The following is a 17,523-nucleotide window of genomic DNA, read 5'->3' as shown; positions in this document are numbered from 1 at the left end:
ACCCCCCCCCCCCCCCCCCCCCCCCCCCCCCCCCCCCCCCCCCCCCCCCCCCCCCCCCCCCCCCCCCCCCCCCCCCCCCCCCCCCCCCCGAGGCCGCGCCTCCACCTTGGTCGTGTCTTCAAAAGTGGCGCCGTCCGCCCGCAGGGCGGGGACCGCGGCGGCCGGGGCGGTGCGTCGCGAGGCGGAGGACCGCTCTCGTACGGCGCGTACCCGGCCGGCTCACGACAACGCGGCGAGGCGCCGCGCCGGGCGTCGCGGGCCGGACGGGACTTCGAAGGCGCGACCTGGCACCGCACGGCGGCGGACGCCCCCCTGGCGGCTGGTCACCGGGGCTCGCGAGGCGCCGGGCGTCCGGGCCCGCGCGGTGCGAGAGAGAAGAGAGCTGCGGGGCGGGTCAGGCGGCCGGCGCGGACTCCCGCGCGAGGGCCGGGGCGCCGGGCGAGGCCGGTGGCCGCGGCGCCCCGGCCGTACGGCGCGCTCCCACCAGTACCGCGGCCAGCCCCAGCACGGCCCACACGGTGAGCGTCAGCGCGGGCGTCCCCGCCGCGTTCCCGTCGAAGTAGGCGACCGAGCGGAGCAGTGAACCGCCGGCCCCCGGCGGCAGCCACCCGCCGATCGCCCCGACCGACTCCGGCAGGAGTTCGGGCGCGCTCGACACCCCCGAGAGCGGATTGCCGAGCAGCACCACCAGCAGCGCGCCGACGCCGATACCGGCCCGGCCCAGGAGCGCGGCGAGCCCCGCCACGGTCGCCCCGACGGCCAGTACGACGAGCCCGAACACCCCTGCCTCCGCCCACCAGTCGCCCGCGAGCACGCCCAGCCAGCTGTGGGCGATGGCGGTGGCGGTGAGGCCCGCCAGCGCCGCCGCGCCGAACAGGGCGCCCAGCGCGCGGACCCCGCGCAGCGCGAGCAGGCTCACCAGCGCGCCGGTGGCGACACCCGCCAGGGACAGCGGCAGCATGCTCGCGCCGAACGCGGCGCCGCGCGGGTCCCCCGCGGGCGTCGCGACCACGTCGGTCACGCGCACCGGGGCGCCCGCCGGCGCCTGCGCGGTCACCGCCTCCCTGAGCAGCTGGGCGACCACCGGGCCGCCCGCCGACGCGGTCAGCAGGTGCGGACCCTCGGGGGTGGCGACCACGGCCCCGTAGACCTCCCGTTCGCCGATCGCCGTGCGGGCGGCGGCCTCGTCGCCGTAGCGGTGCACGTCGAAGGCGCCCGGACGCCGCTCGAAACCCTGCTGGAGCTGCGCCGTCGCCGATGCGGGTCCGGCGACACCGACCGGCAGGTCGTGCGGGGCCACCCGGGCGGCGGGCCAGGCGAAGGCCCACAGCGCCAGGGCGGCGACCAGCGGGATCAGGAGCATGACGCCGATCATGCGGCGGGTGGGGGTGGCGGACATCGTGTCCTCGTTTCGGTCCACAGGAGCGAATAAAAAAGAAGGATCGTTCGTTTTATGGTTCCCCGTCACTGTCACCGGGGAACCGGAGGTTGTCAAGAAGGAATGCTCGTTCTACGTTGCTCCGCATGGCCCGCGTATCGCAGCAGCACCTGGACGCCCGCAGACGTCAGATCCTCGACGGCGCCGCGCGCTGTTTCGCGCGCAACGGCTTCCACGCCACGTCCATGCAGGACGTCCTGCGCGAGGTCGACCTCTCCGCCGGCGCCGTCTACCGCTACTTCGGCGGCAAGGAGGAGCTGATCGGGGCGATCGTCACCGAGGTGCTCGACGGCGTCCGGCAGGCGTTCGAGGAGGCCGCGCTCCAGAGCCCGCCCGACCCGCCCGACGTGCTGGTCGGCGAGGTGATGGGGCGTGTGCTGCGCGGTGAGTACGTCCCGGGCCCCGCCACCGGCGTCGAGATGCCCCGGCTGCTGATCCAGGTCTGGGGGGAGACCCTGCGCAACGAATCGCTCGCGGCGCTGCTCCGGACCGGTTACGACGCGGTGCGCGTCGCCTGGGTCAAGGTCGTCGAGGCGTACCAGACGGCGGGGCTGATGCGCGACGATCTGCCGGCGGAGCACGTCGCCCGGACGATGATCGCCCTGGTGCAGGGCTTCGCCGCCCAGCGGGCGCTGTTCGGCGAGGCACCGGTGGAGATCCTCCAGGACGGCCTGCGCGGGTTGATGTCCATGGGCGCGCAGAAGCCCGGTTAACCTGCCGGAAAAACTTCCGCCGTAACGTGCGATGTCTCTCCGTGCGGCCCCCGTCCGTGGTGAACAGAGTGTTGACTCGGTACGGGTGGCCGACAGGCTCCACGCCGGACCGGGCCGCGACAGTGAGGTGGGAACGTGCAGTTGACCCCGCACGAGCAGGAACGTCTGCTGATCCATGTGGCCGCCGACGTGGCCACCCGGCGGCTGGCGCGCGGGCTGCGTCTCAACCACCCCGAGGCGGTCGCCCTGATCACCTCGCACCTCCTCGAAGGCGCCAGGGACGGCCGCACCGTCGCCGAACTCATGGCGTCCGGACGCAAGGTGCTCACGCGGGACGACGTCATGGAGGGCATCCCCGAGATGATCCACGACGTGCAGGTGGAGGCCACCTTCCCGGACGGCACCAAGCTCGTCACCGTCCACGACCCGATCGTCTGACGGGGGAGCGCCGCCGTGATTCCCGGAGAGATCCTCCACGCCGACGACGCCGTTCCCCTCAACGAGGGCCGCCCCGTCACACGTCTCACCGTGCTCAACGCCGCCGACCGGCCCGTCCAGGTCGGCTCCCACTACCACTTCGCCGAGACCAACCCCGGCCTGCGGTTCGACCGGGCCGCCGCGCACGGGCTGCGTCTGAACGTCGCGGCCGGCACGTCCGTACGGTTCGAGCCCGGTGTTCCCGTCGACGTCGAACTCGTCCCGCTCGCCGGACACCGCGTCGTACCGGGCCTGCGCGGCGAGACCGGAGGCCCCCTCGATGCCTGAGCTGAACAGAGCCGTCTACGCCGACCTCTTCGGCCCCACCACCGGCGACCGGATCCGGCTCGCCGACACCGATCTCCTCGTCGAGATCGAGGAGGACCGCTCCGGCGGCCCCGGACTCGCCGGGGACGAGGCGGTGTTCGGCGGCGGCAAGGTGATCCGCGAATCGATGGGCCAGTCGCGTGCGACGCGGGCCGACGGCGCCCCGGACACCGTGCTCACCGGCGCCGTGATCATCGACCACTGGGGCGTGGTCAAGGCCGACGTCGGCATCCGGGACGGCCGCATCACCGGTATCGGCAAGGCCGGCAACCCGGACACCATGGACGGCGTCCACCCGGATCTCGTCATCGGCCCCGAGACCGAGATCATCGCGGGCAACGGGAAGATCCTCACCGCCGGAGCGGTCGACGCCCACGTCCACTTCATCTCACCGACCCTCGTCGACCAGGCCCTCTCCTCCGGCATCACCACGCTCGTCGGCGGCGGCACGGGACCCGCCGAGGGGACGAAGGCCACCACCGTCACCCCGGGCCCCTGGCATCTGGCCCGGATGTTCGCCGCCCTGGACTCGGCCCCCGTCAACATCGGGCTGCTCGGCAAGGGCAACACGATGTCGCGCGACGCCATGTACTCCCAACTGCGGGGCGGCGCGCTCGGGTTCAAGATCCATGAGGACTGGGGGGCCACCCCGGCCGTCATCGACGCCTGCCTCGGTGTCTGCGAGGAGACCGGCGTCCAGCTCGCCATCCACACCGACACACTCAACGAGGCCGGATTCGTCGCCGACACGCTCGCCGCCGTCGCCGGGCGGACCCTGCACGCGTACCACTCGGAGGGCGCGGGCGGCGGTCACGCCCCCGACATCATCACCGTCGTCTCCGAGCCCTACGTCCTGCCCAGCTCGACCAACCCGACGCGGCCGCACACCGTCAACACCATCGACGAACACCTCGACATGCTGATGGTCTGCCACCACCTCAACCCCGCGGTCCCCGAGGACCTGGCGTTCGCCGAGTCACGGATCAGGCCCTCCACCATCGCGGCGGAGGACATCCTGCACGACCTCGGCGCGATCTCGATCATCTCCTCCGACTCGCAGGCCATGGGCCGTATCGGCGAGGTCGTCCTGCGGACCTGGCAGACCGCGCACGTGATGAAGAAGCGCCGGGGCGCGCTGCCCGGCGACGGCCGGGCCGACAACCACCGCGTCCGCCGCTACGTCGCCAAATACACCGTCAACCCGGCCGTGGCACAGGGACTCGACCACGAGATCGGCTCCGTCGAGACCGGCAAACTCGCCGATCTCGTGCTCTGGGACCCGGCGTTCTTCGGTGTGAAGCCCCAACTGGTCATCAAGGGCGGCCAGATCGCCTACGCGCAGATGGGCGACGCCAACGCGTCCATCCCCACCCCGCAACCCGTCATGCCCCGGCCCATGTTCGGCGCGACCGGCACGGCCCCGGCCGCCAACTCCGTCAACTTCGTCGCACGGGAGGCCATCGAGGACGCCCTGCCGGAACGCCTCGGCCTCGGCAAACGCTTCGCGCCCATCGGCAGCACCCGCTCCGTCGGCAAGGCCGACATGCGGCAGAACGACGCCCTGCCACGGGTCACGGTCGACCCCGACACCTTCACGGTGACGATCGACGGCGATGTGGTCGAACCCGCGCCCGCCGCCGAACTGCCGCTGGCGCAGCGCTACTTCCTCTTCTGATGAGCCGCGCCGCACTGCTCGTCCTCGCCGACGGACGCTTTCCGGCCGGCGGCCACGCCCACTCGGGCGGCGCCGAGGCGGCCGTCCGCGCCGGGCGGCTCACCGACGCCCGCGACCTGGCTTCGTTCTGCCGGGGCCGGCTCCACACCACCGGCCTCACCGCCGCCGCCCTCGCCGCGGCGGCCGTACTCGGCGTCGACCCCCTCCTGCTCGACGAGGCCGCCGACGCGCGCACCCCCTCACCCGCCCTGCGCGCCACCGCCCGCCGACTCGGCCGCCAGATGATGCGCGCCGCACGCGCCACCTGGCCCGGCCCCGAACTCGACGCGCTGGCGCGGGCCCGCCCGCGCGGCGCCCACCAGCCGGTCGTCCTCGGCCTCGCCGCACGCACGGCCGGCCTCGGACCCGAGGACGCCGCGCACTGTGTCCTGTACGAGACCGTCAGCGGCCCGGCCACCGCCGCCGTACGGCTGCTGAGCCTCGACCCCTTCGACGCGACCGCCGTCCTGGCCCGGCTGGCGCCCGACATCGACGCCACCGCGCTGCACGCCGTGGCCACCGCGCGCCGCGCCGTACGCAAGGGCCCCGGCGCCCTGCCCGCCGCCTCGGCGCCACTGCTCGACGTCACCGCCGAGGCGCACGCGGCCTGGGCGGTACGCCTCTTCGCCTCGTAGCCCCCGACACCAGCCGGCCCGCCCCCGACGCCCGCACGACCACGAAGGAGCCGCACCGTGCACCTCGACCACGGCGACCCGTACACCGACCCCCGTCCCGACCCGCACGGCCACGGCACGGGGGCGGCCCGCCCCGACGGCACGCGGCGGGCCCTGCGCATCGGCCTCGGCGGGCCCGTCGGCTCCGGCAAGACCGCGACCGTCGCGGCCCTCTGCCGGGCGCTGCGCGACCAGTTGTCCATCGCCGTCGTCACCAACGACATCTACACGCGCGAGGACGCGGCGTTCCTGCTGCGCAACGCCGTGCTGCCCGCCGAGCGGATCAGGGCCGTGGAGACCGGGGCCTGCCCGCACACAGCGATCCGCGACGACATCTCCGCCAACCTCGAAGCCGTCGAGGAGCTGGAGGACGCGGTGGGACCGCTCGACCTGATCCTCGTCGAGTCCGGTGGGGACAACCTCACCGCCACGTTCTCCAAGGGCCTCGTGGACGCGCAGATCTTCGTCATCGACGTCGCGGGCGGCGACGACATCCCCCGCAAGGGCGGCCCCGGCGTCACCACCTCGGACCTGCTGGTCATCAACAAGACCGACCTCGCGCCGTACGTCGGTTCGGACCTCGGGCGCATGGCCTCCGACGCCAAGGAGCAGCGCGGCGAACTGCCCGTCCTGTTCACCTCGCTCACCGGCCCCGACGGGGTGGCCCCGGTGGCCGGCTGGGTCCGCGAGCGGTTCACCGCCTGGACCGCATGAGCGTCCACGCCACCGCCCGGATCACCGCCGCCCCCGACGGGCGCGGCGGCACCGCCCTGCCCGTACTGGAGAGCGCCGGCCCGCTGGCCCTGCGCCGCACCCGCGCGGCCGTCACCACCGCCGTGGGCCCCGTTCCGGGCGGCGGCCCCGGCGGAACCGGCGACCGTGGTGCCGCCCACGCCCGCGTCACCGTCGTCGGCGCGATGAGCGCACCGCTCGGCGGCGACCGGCTCGCCCTGGAGGCGGACGTCCGCGACGGGGCCGCCCTCACCGTGGACGCGGCGGCGGCCATGATCGCGCTGCCCGGCCGCCGCGCCGACGGCGCACCCGCCGACCACGCCGGCTACGACGTGCGGCTGACCGCCGGCGCGGGCGCCGTACTGCACTGGCTGCCCGAGCAGCTCATCTCCGTCACCGGCAGCGACCTGCGCACCCGCACCCGTGTCGAGCTGAGCCCCACCGCCCGGCTGGTCCTGCGCGAGGAACTGATCCTCGGCCGCCACGGGGAGGCGCCCGGCACCGTCACCTCCCGGCTCACCGTGAACCGCGCGGGCCGCCCCCTGCTGGACCAGCAACTCGCCCTCGGACCCGGCGCCCCCGGCGGCTGGGACGGCGGCGCGGTCATCGGCGGCCACCGCGCTGTCGGCCAGCTCCTGGTGGTGGCACCGGAGTTCGAGGAGAAACCGGTGACGCCCCGGCTGCTCGGCGACACCGCCGCACTCACCCCGCTCAGCGGCCCCGGCGCACTGGTGACCGCTCTCGCGCCGGACGCCCGGGAGCTGCGACGGGTCCTGGACGACGCCCTGGCGGACATGTACCGCTGAGCGGAACCGGATTCACCGGCTATCGGTTCGGCAAAGAATCGGCGCCATGACCTGTTCCCGGCCCGCCCGGAGACGAAAGGATCCTCCCGGTAACCCTACGAACAGCGCCGCAGCACGCGGCGCGCCACACAGGGGGAGGGACCACGTGAGACGCACAGCACTACTCGGCCCGGCCGGCGCCCTGCTCGCGGGCACGCTCATCGCGACCACACTCGCGGCCACGTCCGCGAGCGCCGACGGCCGCACCGCCGACGGCGCGAAGACGCGGAGCGAGGAGCGGAAGACCCGCGACGCCCAGGCACACGGCGCCGCGATCGCCGCCGAGCGGGCCGCGAAGAAGGGCATCGACTGGGCGGACTGCCCGGCCGACTGGGCCCTGGAGAAGCCGATCCAGTGCGGCTACGTGAGCGTTCCGCTCGACTACGCCCGTCCGAGCGGCAAGCAGATCAAGATAGCCGTCGACCGGATAGCCAACACGGGCGGCGCGAGCGGGCGCCAGGGCTCCCTCGTCTACAACCCCGGTGGCCCCGGCGGCTCCGGCATGGCCTTCCCGCGCCGTGTCGTCACCAAGAACGCCATCTGGGCGGACGCGGCGAAGGCGTACGACTTCGTCGGCTTCGACCCGCGCGGAGTGGGCCGCTCGACGCCCATCTCGTGCGTCGACCCGCAGGAGTTCGTCAAGGCGCCCAAGGCCGACCCCGTCCCCGACAGCGAGGCCGACAAGCGCGCCCAGCGCAAGCTCGCCGCCGAGTACGCGGACGGCTGCAAGGAGCGCAGCGGCTGGATGCTGCCGCACATGACGACGCCCAACACCGTGCGTGACCTGGACGTCCTGCGGGCGGCGCTCGGCGACAGGAAGCTCAACTACGTCGGCGTCTCCTACGGCACCTATCTGGGCGCCGTCTACGGCACGCTCTTCCCGTCCCATGTGCGGCGCATGGTGCTGGACAGCGTGGTCAACCCGTCGAGGCAGAAGATCTGGTACCAGGCCAACCTGGACCAGGACGTCGCCTTCGAGAAGCGCTTCGACGACTGGAAGAAGTGGGTCGCCGAGAACGACGCGTCGTTCCACGTCGGCGACACCGTCGCCAAGGTCGAGAAGCAGTGGGACAAGCTCCGCGCCACCGCCAAGAAGGACCCGATCGGCGGCGTCGTGGGGCCGGCGGAACTCATCGGCCTGTTCCAGAGCGCTCCTTACTACGACTCCAGCTGGGTGCCGGTCGCCGACACCTGGAGCAAGTACCTGGCCGGTGACACCCAGGCGCTCGTCGACGCCGCGGCACCCGACCCGTCCGACACGGCGGGCAACGCGCGCGCCGAGAACAGCAACGCGGTCTACACCGCCGTCGAGTGCGCCGACGCCAAGTGGCCCACGAGCTGGCGCACCTGGGACCGGGACAACACCCGGCTCCACCGCGACCACCCGTTCCTCACCTGGGCCAACGCCTGGATGAACCTGCCCTGCGCCACCTGGGGCGTGGAGCAGCAGACACCGGTCGAGGTCAGGACCGGCCGCGGCCTGCCGCCCGTGCTGATCGCGCAGTCCGAGCGCGACGCCGCCACCCCGTACGGGGGCGCCGTCGAGCTCCACAAGCGCTTCAAGGGCTCGCGCCTGATCACCGAGCGGGACGCCGGTTCGCACGGCATCACCAATGTGGCGAACCCGTGCGTCAACGACCGTGTCGAGTCGTATCTGCTCAGCGGCGAGCTCGACCGCCGCGACGTGACGTGCGCGCCGCACGCCACGCCCAAGCCGTAGGGCGGGGGGAGCGGCACCGGTCGACGGGGGAGGGGGCGGCGGTCCGAACGGGGCGCCGCCCCCTCCCGCACACCGTCGTTCGCCGTCGGATCTCCGGCGTACGTCAGCGTCGCAGGCGCGGGAACTTCTTCGCCGGCGCGCGCTCCGCCTCCTCCGCCTTCACCTCGGCGGCGTACCGGTCCACGTACTCCTGACCCGACAGACCGAGGATCGCGTACATGATCTCGTCGGTCACCGCGCGGACGGCCGCCTTCTCGTTCTCCAGACCGGCGTACCGGGAGAAGTCCAGCGGTTCGCCGAACCGGATCGTCACCTGCTTGATCTTCGGGATCTTCTGGCCGGGAGGCTGGATCTCGAACGTGCCGACCATCGCGCAGGGCACCACCGGCACCTGCGCCTTGATGGCCATCACCGCGACCCCGACCTTGCCCTTGTAGAGCCGTCCGTCGTGCGAGCGCGTGCCCTCCGGGTAGATACCCAGCAGTTCGCCCTTGCCGAGCACCCCGAGCCCCTCCCGGATCGCCGCCTGGCCGGCCTCCTTGCCGGACCGGTCGACGGGGATCTGACCGGCGCTGCGGAAGAACGTGGCGGTGAGGCGTCCCTTGACGCCGGGTCCGGTGAAGTACTCGGCCTTCGCGAGAAAGGTGATGCGCCGCCGGATGATGGCGGGCATCAGGAAGTGGTCGGAGAACGACAGGTGATTTCCCGCGACAATGGCGGCACCGTCCGCCGGAATATTGTCCAGCCCCTGGATCCTCGGCCGGAAAAGAAGTCGCAGCAGCGGACCCAGCAAGACGTATTTCAGGACGTAGTAGAACACGGTGTCGCTCCCAACTCTCCGGACGGCTCTGGGGTAGCGGTGTCCAGGCCCCGGAGAGAATATTCCCTCTCCGGGCCCCCGCACCGGCGGGAGCTCGTGACGCTATCCCGGCCGCGGCCGCACTCACTGTTTTCCGTCCGATATCCGGCAAATCGCCCTGTCTTCACCGGTGTTGCCGACATGAACTCATGACTCGTCACGGCGTCGCGGGATTCGTCGCCTCTCGTGCTCCCGCTCCTCGCACGGCGGCCCGCGGCCGGTCCGGGCGCGCGCTTTCCGGACGGGGACCGCGCGGATCCCGTGACAGTCGGTGGACCGAGTGTTCCTCGCACAGGTTTATCGGCCATACTGCCAGCCGTGGAGCGCATCGATCCGATAATCCAGCCCGTACCCGCCGCGGGGACCGATCCCGGATACATCCCTGGGCTCATGGCACCCCGCCTCGCAGAGGAGACCGACGACGCCAAGGACGCCGCTCAGGAGGCCGCCGGCGAAGAGGTGACCGACGAGGGACCCGAAGCGGCCGAGGGGGCGCGGACGTCTCGCGCGCGGGCCGACGACGAGACCCTCGACGAGACCGCCGCGGAGGCCGGCGACGGGGCGGACGAGGAGGTCTCCCTCACGAAGGACGCCACCTCCGACGACCAGGACCCGGACTCCGGCACCGAGGGCCCCGTCTTCGAAGTCAGCGACCGCCGCGCCTCGATGACCGCCGACCGCACCGGCATCCGGCTCACCCTGGACGAGGAGGAGGCGGAGTTCGGCTGGGACGAGATCGGCGCCGTGGAGGTCGAGACCCCCCGGTTCGGCCGCCGGTTCACCGTCACCCTGCACACGACCGGCCGCCGCCACTACCAGTCGGAGGTCGACGCACCCTCCCGGAGCAGCCTCAAGGAGTGGACGGCCGAACTCGACGTGGTGCTGGACGCCTACTTCGAAGAGACCTGACCGGCGCCCGGCCCCGCCCGTAAGCCCCGTACTCCTCGGTCCCGTCCGGACCGCACTCCGGACGGCCCCGCCCGGGTGGCCGGTCCGCCGGCCCTCCTGTGCACTGGGGCTGGCGGCTCCGACCGGCGGGCCGCGTGCCGCCCGCGCGGGCGGCCGACGACCGAGGAGTCCTTGATGACACGGCACACCAGGACAGTGACCGCACTGGCCTCCGCCCTGCTGATCGTCACCGCGGCGGCCGGGTGTTCGAACGGCGGTGGCGACAACGGCGCCGCCGGGACGGACCGGGGCAGTGACGTCACCGTCCGCGAGGAGGCCGAGGCCCTCCCGGCCGCGTCCTCGTCGGCCGCGCCCTCCGTCGACGTGAAGAACGGCAAGTTCGGCAAGATGCTGGTCGACGAGAAGGGCATGACGCTCTACGAGTTCGACAAGGACACCAAGAACAAGTCGATGTGCAACGGCTCCTGTGCCACCGCCTGGCCGCCGTTCACCGTCAAGTCGAAGCCGGCCGCCGGCAAGGGCGTCAAGGCCGGTCTGCTCGGCACGGCGAAGCGCGACGACGGGTCCGAGCAGGTGACCTACAACGGGCGCCCGCTGTACCGGTTCGAGGCGGACAAGAAGGCCGGTGACGTCAACGGCCAGGACGTCAACGCCTTCGGCGCCAAGTGGTTCATCATGAACCCCGAGGGCAAGAAGGTCACCACCCAGCCGCAGAACAACAACGGCGGCGGTTACTGATCCTCGCCCCGTCCGCCGGCGGCACCTCCTCGGCGCGAAGGGAGACCCCTCATGTCGCCACGTTCCACCGCCTCGCACGCCGCGCCCTCGAACCGGGGCGGCGCCGGCCGTACCGTGCGGGGCGTCGTACGGGTGGTCGCCGCGGCGGCCCTGGCCCTCGACGCGTACTACCACGCGGATCTCGCCCCCGGGTACGACGAGGTGACGAAGAGCGTCAGCCAGGGCGATCTCTTCCGTATCGAGGCGGGTCTCGCCGCGCTCGCGGCGCTCCTCGTCCTGGTCTGGCGCCGGGTCCCGGGCGATGCCTTCGCCTGGGCGGTGTCCGCCGGCGGACTCGCGCTGCTGCTCGTGTACCGCTATGTGAACGTCGGCGATCTCGGACCGATCCCGAACATGTACGAGCCGTTCTGGTACGGCGAGAAGCAGGCCACCGTGGTCGTCGAGGCGGTCGCCGTAATCACCACGGCGTTTCTGCTGGTTTTCCGTCCCCGGAGTAATCTGAAGTGAGCGGGGGCGTGCTGAGCCGTGGAGGTGAGGGCGACGATTCATGTCCGCCACAGATGACTCCGCGCAGAGCCCGGTGGGAGCGGTGGGACGGATCACCGTCCCGATCCCGCTCAACGGCCCGGGAGAAGTCCTGGTGGCCGTGCGCGGCGGTTCGGAGGCGTACGCGGCCTGGTCCGACCGGCCGGTCGGCACCAATGTCCGGGTGCTGGTGACGGACCGCGTCTCGGCCCGCTCGGTGGTGGTGGAGCCCCTTCCCGAGTGAGGCCCCCTCGGAGCCGGTGGCGCGCGTCGCGAGCCCTCCCGCGGCGTGTGCCGTGTCGAGTGTGTAGAAGGACAGGAGTTCCCTCATGTTGTTCTGGCGTGTTCCGGCACCGAACGAGGCGATGCTCATCTCCGGTTCCAAACGACAGGTCCAGGACACCCAGTTCCGGATCGTCACCGGTCACGGCAGTTTCGTTCTGCCCATCAAACAGAAGGCCCGCATGCTGTCGCTGGCGCTGCGGGAGGCGGAGATAGCCGAGGACTGCGTCACCCAGCAGGGCATCCGGCTGACGGTGCGCGCGGTGACCGTGTTCAAGGTCGGTGACGACGCCGTGTCGATCGCCAACGCCGCCCGGCGCTTCCTCGCCGAGCAGGACCGGATGGAGGACCTGGTGGGGCGGATCTTCGCCGGTCACCTGCGCTCCATCATCGGTGGACTGACCGTCGAACAGATCATCCGTGAACGGGACAGGGTCGCCCAGGAGGTGAAGGCGGGCAGCCACAGCGAGATGGAGAAGCTCGGCATCGTCGTGGACGCCCTCCAGATCCAGGAGATCGAGGACGCCACCGGCTACATCAACAACCTGGCGGCGCCGCACGCCGCGGCTGTCGCGAGCCAGGCCCGCATCGCGGCGGCCAGGGCGGACCAGGAGGCGACCGAGCGCGAGCAGCAGGCCGCGGCGCTGAAGGCCGAGTACGAGAGGGACACCTCGATCAAGCGCGCCGGCTTCGAGGCCCAGACCGAGCAGGTACGGGCGCGCGCCTCGCAGGCGGGACCGCTCGCGAGCGCCAAGGCGTCGCAGGAGGTCACCGAGGAGCAGACGGCGCTCGCGGAGCGGCAGGCCATGCTGGCGGCCCAGCGGCTGGAGGCGGAGGTCAGGCGCCCGGCGGACGCGGAGGCGTACCGCAGGCGGACCCTCGCGCGGGCGCAGGCCGACGCGAACACCGCGCGGGCGGTCTCGCTGCGCGACGGCAACCAGGAGCTCCTGGCGGCCAACAGGGTCGTGGAGGTGCTGCCGGAGCTGGTGGACTCGGCGGCCAAGGGGCTGGCGGACTCCCACCTCACCGTCCTCAACGGCACCGACGGTGTCAACGAGGTCGCGGCAGGGCTGGTCGGCCAGGGCATGACCATCCTCAACTCGCTCCAGCAGCACACCGGTTCCACCCGTGCGCCGGTGGAGCAGGACCAGGGCGGCACCCGGCGGATGAACGGAAAGGCCCCGGCCCGGGTGGACAGGGCCGCCTGATCCCTCGGCGGCGCGCCCGTCCGCTACGCCTCCCGCCGGCGGCCGGCCCCCCGTCACCGTACGGACCGACCTCTCCACCCGCCGGGCTCCCCTCAAGTGGGTCATCGTCATCGACCGGGACCTGCCCGCCGGGCGCGCGGTGAACGCGGCGGCCCGCACGGCCGCCGCCGTCGGCAGGGCCCTGCCGGACCTGCCCGGCGGCGACGGCCGTGCGGGTCGGGTCAGGTGCACCCCGGGACTGCCCTGGGCGGGCTGCTCCGTCCTGGCCGCCGACACCGCCACCCTGCACGCCCTGCGGGAGAGGGCCGCCGCGCGGGAGGACGTCCTCGTGGTCGACATGCCCGAGGCCGCCCGGGCGTCACGGATCTACGACGAGTACCTCGGCCTGCTCGCCGGTACGAGGCACGAGGACCTCACGTACCACGCGGTCGCCCTCGTCGGCCCGCGCAACCGGATCGGCAAGCTCGTCGGCAGCTGCCGCTGCTCAGCTGACGGGTCCGCGTGCCCCACCGCAGGAGCGGTTGACGCCCTGTCAGCCGGTGACGCTCAGCACGATCTTCCCGCGTGTGCGCCCTTCCCGGACCCGGCGGTGCGCCTCGGCGGCCTCCGCCAGCGGCAGTACGTCCGCCACCTCGACGCGCACCGCGCCCCGGTCGATCAGCCCGGCGATCCGGGTGAGCGCGGTGCCGTCCGGCTCCACCAGGAACGCGGTCGCGTTCAGCCCCCGGGCGCGGGCGCCCTCCAGCACCTCCGGCGCGACCCCGGACGGGACCGCGACGATCGTGCCGCCCGGACGCAGGGTCTCCAGCGAGCGCGTGGTCGTCGATTCGTGGCCCTCACCGACCAGGTCGATCACGACGTCGACGTCGTTCACGGCCTCCTCGAAGCGGACCTTCGTGTAGTCCACGACCTCGTCCGCGCCCAGTTCCCGCAGCCAGTCGTGCTTGGCCGCGCTCGCCGTGCCGATCACGTGGGCCCCGAGGTGCTTGGCGAACTGCACCGCCAGATGCCCCACTCCGCCGGCCGCCGCGTGGATCAGCACCCGCTGTCCCGCCTCGACGCGCGCCGCGTCCACCAGCGACTGCCAGGCGGTCAGCCCGGCCAGCGGTACGGCGGCGGCGGTCTCGTGGCCGACCGAGCGCGGCTTGAGCGCGAACTGCCGCGACGGCGCCGTCACATACTCGGCGTACGCGGAGGCCGGCCGCGGGAACCACGGCATCCCGTACACCTCGTCGCCCGGCTTCAGCGTGTGGACGCCGAAACCGACCTCCTCCACGACGCCCGACACGTCCCAGCCCAGGACGAACGGCGGCTCGCCGAGGAGCCCGGCGATGCCGCCGCTCTCACGGGACTTCCAGTCGACCGGGTTCACACCCGCCGCGTGCACCCGTACCAGTACCTCCGTCGGCACCGGCCGGGGTCGCGGACGCTCGGAGAGACGCAGTACCTCGGGCCCGCCCAGGGAGTCCTGGGTGATCGCGCGCATCGTCGGCTCACTGCTCATATGGGTCAGGGCTCCCTGGAAGAGTGCGGTGGATCTTCGACACCGGAAACGTACCCTCCGGGTACCGGTAACCCACAAGGGACACTACTATCCAAAGGGAAGTGACGTCCGGACGGTGCGAGGAGACGGATCCATGGCCCACCCGTGTACGACCGGCCGGCACGACAGGCACGACGTGTACGCCGCCCAGTGCCCCTGCCGGGACGTACTCGGCCTGCTCGCCAACAAATGGGCCGCGCTCGCCATCGGCGCGCTCGAAGAGGGACCGCAACGCTTCGGGGCGCTCCAGCGGCGGCTCCAGGGGGTCAGCCCCAAGGTGCTCACCAGCACCCTGCGCCGGCTGGCCGACCACGGCTTCGTCGACCGCACCGTCTACCCGGCGGTCCCGCTGCACGTCGAGTACGAACTGACGCCGCTGGGACGCGGAGTGGCCGTGCCGCTCGGCGCGTTGCGCGCCTGGGTCGAGAACAACCTCGACGACACACGGACCCCGGAGCCGCGTCAGTTGCCCCGTGAGGCGACCATCGCGACCGTGACGAGCCCCAGCACCACCCAGCCGAACCAGAGCCAGCCGCTGCTCCCCAGTGCCGCCGTGTAGGCCGTCACGACCACCAGCGCACCGACGGTGAGTATCCCCATCGCCTTCGTGGATCCGGATCCGGACATGTACGTCCTCCTCCTGGCCGTGGCCGTAAAGACCATCGTCACCCGAAAGGCGGCTTCCGCGCTACCGTCCGCGCTACTGTCCGCGCGCCTGCAACGAAGCGAGGTAGGCGTTGTACGCGGCCAGCTCCTTGTCACCGTCCCGGTCGGCGGCCCGGTCCGAGCGCTTCGCCTGGCGCTGGTCGGAGCGGTACCACTGGTACACCAGCGCGATCAGCACCAGGACCGAGGGGATCTCGCTGAACGCCCAGGCGATGCCGCCCGCCGCGTTCTGGTCGGACAGCGCGTCGATGCCCAGGGACGCGGGCGGATTCTCGTACGCCCGCACCATCGGCTCGCTCGCCATCATCAGCGCGATCCCGAAGAACGCGTGGAACGGCATCCCGGCGAAGAGCTCCAGCATGCGCATCAGATAACCGGGACGGTGCGGCCCCGGGTCCACACCCATGATCGGCCAGAAGAAGACCAGCCCGACGGTGAGGAAGTGCACCATCATCGCGACGTGCCCCGGCTTCGACTCCATCAGGAAGTCGAACAACGGGGTGAAGTAGAGGCCGTAGAGGCTCGCGATGAACAGCGGGATCGTGAAGACGGGGTGCGACACGAACCGCACGACCCGGCTGTGCAGCACCGCGAGCAGCAGCTCACGCGGCCCCCTGCGCCCCCGTCCCGCGACCGGCAGCGCCCGCAGCGCCAGTGTCACCGGCGCGCCGAGGAGCAGCAGGATCGGGGAGACCATGCTGATCACCATGTGCTGGACCATGTGCACGCTGAACATGACCATGCCGTAGTCGTTCAGCCCGGTGCACATCATCAGCGCCACGCTCAGCACCCCGAGCACGAAGGCGACGGTGCGCCCCGGCGACCAGCCGTCGCCCCGCGAGCGCAGCCGCACGACCCCCCAGCCGTACAGCGCGAGGGCCAGCAGACAGCCGACGACGAAGAAGGCGTCGGGTGAGAACTCCAGCGCGCGGCTCAGCGTGAACGGCGGCAGCTCCGTCATCGTGCCGTGCTCGCCGTGATCCATACGTGCGCTCCCGCTGGGACGTTCCGAGACGATCCTGAATGGTGCGAAGTGTCCGCACCCGGGACCAGAGTAGAACCGCCCCCGGCGCCGTTCGCGGCCGGGGGCGGTTCGTCGTACCAACGCGACTGTTCAGCCGCTCAGAGCACGCACTCCGCCTCGGCGTAGCGCTCCGCGGGCACCGTCTTGAGGGTCTCCACGGCCTCCGCCAGCGGCACCATCAGGATGTCCGTGCCGCGCAGCGCCGTCATCATGCCGAACTCGCCCCGGTGCGCCGCCTCCACCGCGTGCCAGCCGAAGCGGGTCGCCAGCACCCGGTCGTACGCGGTCGGCGTCCCGCCGCGCTGGACGTGCCCGAGTATCACCGGCCGCGCCTCCTTGCCCAGGCGCTCCTCCAGCTCCACGGAGAGCTGCCGGGCCACCCCCGCGAAGCGCTGGTGCCCGTAGATGTCCTTGCCGCCGGCGTCGAACTCCATCGATCCCTCACGGGGCTTGGCGCCCTCGGCGACCACCACGATCGCGAAGCGCTTGCCCGCCGAGAAGCGCTTGCCGACCAGCTCGGTCAGCTCCCCTATGTCGAAGGGACGCTCCGGGACGACGATGGCGTGCGCACCGGCGGCCATGCCCGAGTGCAGCGCGATCCATCCCGTCTCGCGGCCCATGACCTCGACGATCAGCACCCGCTGGTGGGACTCGGCGGTCGTCTTCAGCCGGTCCAGCGCCTCCGTCGCGACACCGACGGCGGTGTCGAAACCGAAGGTCACGTCCGTGGAGGAGATGTCGTTGTCGATGGTCTTCGGCACCCCGACGATCGGCAGCCCCGCCTCGTAGAGGAGGCTGGCCGCCTTGAGCGTGCCCTCGCCGCCGATCGGGATGATCGCGTCGAGACCGAGGTCGGCGACATGGCCCTTGGCGCGCTCCACACCGTCGCGCAGATGCGCGGGCTGGACGCGGGAGGAACCGAGGATCGTGCCGCCACGCGCAAGGATGCCGCCGACGGCGTCGAGGTCGAGCTTGCGGTAATCGCACTCCAGAAGGCCCTTCCAGCCGTCGTGGAAGCCGATCACCTCGTCGCCGTGGTCGACGACGGCGCGGTGCACCACGGACCGGATCACCGCATTGAGACCGGGGCAGTCGCCCCCGGAGGTGAGTACACCAATTCGCATTGCCC

The 17,523-nt window shown here is 72.3% G+C and carries 18 protein-coding genes and 2 pseudogenes; 15 read left to right on the top strand and 5 right to left on the bottom strand.

Annotated elements, in window-relative coordinates; translation table 11 throughout:
• Positions 1–394: 394 nt before the first annotated feature.
• Entirely contained in the window at positions 395–1,399 is a 1,005-nt protein-coding gene (locus ACZ61E_RS23785; protein WP_469701911.1) for an ABC transporter permease, read from the bottom strand.
• A gap of 125 nt (positions 1,400–1,524) precedes the next feature.
• Between ACZ61E_RS23785 and ACZ61E_RS23780 the strand changes: the two genes are divergently transcribed.
• From ACZ61E_RS23780 to ACZ61E_RS23745, 8 genes are all read left to right on the top strand, one after another.
• A complete protein-coding gene (locus tag ACZ61E_RS23780) occupies positions 1,525–2,151 on the top strand; it encodes a TetR/AcrR family transcriptional regulator (protein WP_469701866.1) in 627 nt (208 codons plus the stop codon).
• Between the two features lie 135 nt (positions 2,152–2,286).
• Positions 2,287–2,589: an urease subunit gamma gene (locus tag ACZ61E_RS23775; RefSeq protein WP_069626722.1), complete on the top strand. Its 303-nt coding sequence runs from the start codon at positions 2,287–2,289 to the stop codon at positions 2,587–2,589.
• 15 nt (positions 2,590–2,604) lie between these two features.
• The gene (locus ACZ61E_RS23770) at positions 2,605–2,916 is read left to right on the top strand and encodes an urease subunit beta (protein WP_469701865.1); all 312 of its coding nucleotides are present in this window, start codon (positions 2,605–2,607) and stop codon (positions 2,914–2,916) included.
• On the top strand, positions 2,909–4,630 hold the full coding sequence (locus ACZ61E_RS23765) for an urease subunit alpha (protein ID WP_469701864.1): 1,722 nt from the start codon (positions 2,909–2,911) through the stop codon (positions 4,628–4,630). Before ACZ61E_RS23770 ends, ACZ61E_RS23765 begins: the two co-directional genes overlap by 8 nt.
• A complete protein-coding gene (locus tag ACZ61E_RS23760; protein WP_469701863.1) occupies positions 4,630–5,304 on the top strand; it encodes an urease accessory protein UreF in 675 nt (224 codons plus the stop codon). Before ACZ61E_RS23765 ends, ACZ61E_RS23760 begins: the two co-directional genes overlap by 1 nt.
• Positions 5,305–5,361: 57 nt before the next feature.
• Positions 5,362–6,057: an urease accessory protein UreG gene (ureG, locus tag ACZ61E_RS23755; protein WP_469701862.1), complete on the top strand. Its 696-nt coding sequence runs from the start codon at positions 5,362–5,364 to the stop codon at positions 6,055–6,057.
• A complete protein-coding gene (locus tag ACZ61E_RS23750) occupies positions 6,054–6,881 on the top strand; it encodes an urease accessory protein UreD (RefSeq protein WP_469701861.1) in 828 nt (275 codons plus the stop codon). The genes ureG and ACZ61E_RS23750 overlap by 4 nt, the downstream gene beginning before the upstream one ends.
• A gap of 145 nt (positions 6,882–7,026) precedes the next feature.
• Positions 7,027–8,640 (top strand): alpha/beta hydrolase, encoded by a 1,614-nt coding sequence (locus ACZ61E_RS23745; protein WP_469701860.1) that lies wholly within the window; start codon positions 7,027–7,029, stop codon positions 8,638–8,640.
• Positions 8,641–8,743: 103 nt separating this feature from the next.
• Here ACZ61E_RS23745 and ACZ61E_RS23740 read toward each other — a convergent pair whose 3' ends face one another.
• Positions 8,744–9,460 (bottom strand): lysophospholipid acyltransferase family protein, encoded by a 717-nt coding sequence (locus ACZ61E_RS23740; RefSeq protein ID WP_469701859.1) that lies wholly within the window; start codon positions 9,458–9,460, stop codon positions 8,744–8,746.
• Between the two features lie 357 nt (positions 9,461–9,817).
• On the opposite strand from ACZ61E_RS23740, the gene ACZ61E_RS23735 reads away from it, so the two are divergent.
• The 6 genes and pseudogenes from ACZ61E_RS23735 to ACZ61E_RS23710 form a co-directional block, all read left to right on the top strand.
• Positions 9,818–10,408, top strand: coding sequence for a hypothetical protein (locus ACZ61E_RS23735; RefSeq protein ID WP_469701858.1), 591 nt, complete (start codon positions 9,818–9,820; stop codon positions 10,406–10,408).
• 174 nt (positions 10,409–10,582) lie between these two features.
• The gene (locus tag ACZ61E_RS23730; protein WP_469701857.1) at positions 10,583–11,146 is read left to right on the top strand and encodes a COG4315 family predicted lipoprotein; all 564 of its coding nucleotides are present in this window, start codon (positions 10,583–10,585) and stop codon (positions 11,144–11,146) included.
• Positions 11,147–11,197: 51 nt separating this feature from the next.
• Positions 11,198–11,653, top strand: a complete 456-nt coding sequence (locus ACZ61E_RS23725; protein ID WP_469701856.1) for a hypothetical protein — start codon at positions 11,198–11,200, stop codon at positions 11,651–11,653.
• Between the two features lie 40 nt (positions 11,654–11,693).
• Positions 11,694–11,915: a hypothetical protein gene (locus ACZ61E_RS23720; RefSeq protein ID WP_469701855.1), complete on the top strand. Its 222-nt coding sequence runs from the start codon at positions 11,694–11,696 to the stop codon at positions 11,913–11,915.
• An 85-nt stretch (positions 11,916–12,000) separates the two neighbouring features.
• On the top strand, positions 12,001–13,161 hold the full coding sequence (locus tag ACZ61E_RS23715; RefSeq protein WP_469701854.1) for an SPFH domain-containing protein: 1,161 nt from the start codon (positions 12,001–12,003) through the stop codon (positions 13,159–13,161).
• A 139-nt stretch (positions 13,162–13,300) separates the two neighbouring features.
• Positions 13,301–13,582: pseudogene (locus tag ACZ61E_RS23710) on the top strand (DUF2000 family protein); the annotation flags it as partial.
• Between the two features lie 111 nt (positions 13,583–13,693).
• Here ACZ61E_RS23710 and ACZ61E_RS23705 read toward each other — a convergent pair.
• Positions 13,694–14,665: an NADP-dependent oxidoreductase gene (locus ACZ61E_RS23705; protein WP_469701853.1), complete on the bottom strand. Its 972-nt coding sequence runs from the start codon at positions 14,663–14,665 to the stop codon at positions 13,694–13,696.
• Positions 14,666–14,798: 133 nt separating this feature from the next.
• Between ACZ61E_RS23705 and ACZ61E_RS23700 the strand changes: the two are divergent.
• A pseudogene (locus ACZ61E_RS23700) lies at positions 14,799–15,134 on the top strand (winged helix-turn-helix transcriptional regulator); the annotation flags it as partial.
• Positions 15,135–15,404: 270 nt separating this feature from the next.
• Here the strand turns inward: ACZ61E_RS23700 and ACZ61E_RS23695 are convergent.
• Entirely contained in the window at positions 15,405–16,355 is a 951-nt protein-coding gene (locus ACZ61E_RS23695) for a cytochrome c oxidase assembly protein (protein WP_469701852.1), read from the bottom strand.
• Between the two features lie 137 nt (positions 16,356–16,492).
• Positions 16,493–17,518 (bottom strand): 6-phosphofructokinase, encoded by a 1,026-nt coding sequence (locus tag ACZ61E_RS23690; protein WP_469701851.1) that lies wholly within the window; start codon positions 17,516–17,518, stop codon positions 16,493–16,495.
• Between the last annotated feature and the right edge of the window lie 5 nt (positions 17,519–17,523).

Source organism: Streptomyces sp. NPDC104581, assembly GCF_055583685.1.
Note: the sequence above shows the minus strand (reverse complement) of the source record. Positions and strands in the feature narration are given on the sequence as shown.

Excerpts from the sequence above, each read along its gene's own strand:
- ACZ61E_RS23760 (WP_469701863.1), top strand. The coding sequence starts at position 4,630 with ATGAGCCGCGCCGCACTGCTCGTCCTCGCCGACGGACGCTTTCCGGCC.
- ACZ61E_RS23785 (WP_469701911.1), bottom strand. The coding sequence starts at position 1,399 with ATGTCCGCCACCCCCACCCGCCGCATGATCGGCGTCATGCTCCTGATC.
- ACZ61E_RS23695 (WP_469701852.1), bottom strand. The coding sequence starts at position 16,355 with ATGGATCACGGCGAGCACGGCACGATGACGGAGCTGCCGCCGTTCACG.
- ACZ61E_RS23780 (WP_469701866.1), top strand. The coding sequence starts at position 1,525 with ATGGCCCGCGTATCGCAGCAGCACCTGGACGCCCGCAGACGTCAGATC.
- ACZ61E_RS23705 (WP_469701853.1), bottom strand. The coding sequence starts at position 14,665 with ATGAGCAGTGAGCCGACGATGCGCGCGATCACCCAGGACTCCCTGGGC.
- ACZ61E_RS23730 (WP_469701857.1), top strand. The coding sequence starts at position 10,583 with ATGACACGGCACACCAGGACAGTGACCGCACTGGCCTCCGCCCTGCTG.
- ACZ61E_RS23750 (WP_469701861.1), top strand. The coding sequence starts at position 6,054 with ATGAGCGTCCACGCCACCGCCCGGATCACCGCCGCCCCCGACGGGCGC.
- ACZ61E_RS23715 (WP_469701854.1), top strand. The coding sequence starts at position 12,001 with ATGTTGTTCTGGCGTGTTCCGGCACCGAACGAGGCGATGCTCATCTCC.
- ACZ61E_RS23720 (WP_469701855.1), top strand. The coding sequence starts at position 11,694 with ATGTCCGCCACAGATGACTCCGCGCAGAGCCCGGTGGGAGCGGTGGGA.
- ACZ61E_RS23690 (WP_469701851.1), bottom strand. The coding sequence starts at position 17,518 with ATGCGAATTGGTGTACTCACCTCCGGGGGCGACTGCCCCGGTCTCAAT.
- ACZ61E_RS23765 (WP_469701864.1), top strand. The coding sequence starts at position 2,909 with ATGCCTGAGCTGAACAGAGCCGTCTACGCCGACCTCTTCGGCCCCACC.
- ACZ61E_RS23725 (WP_469701856.1), top strand. The coding sequence starts at position 11,198 with ATGTCGCCACGTTCCACCGCCTCGCACGCCGCGCCCTCGAACCGGGGC.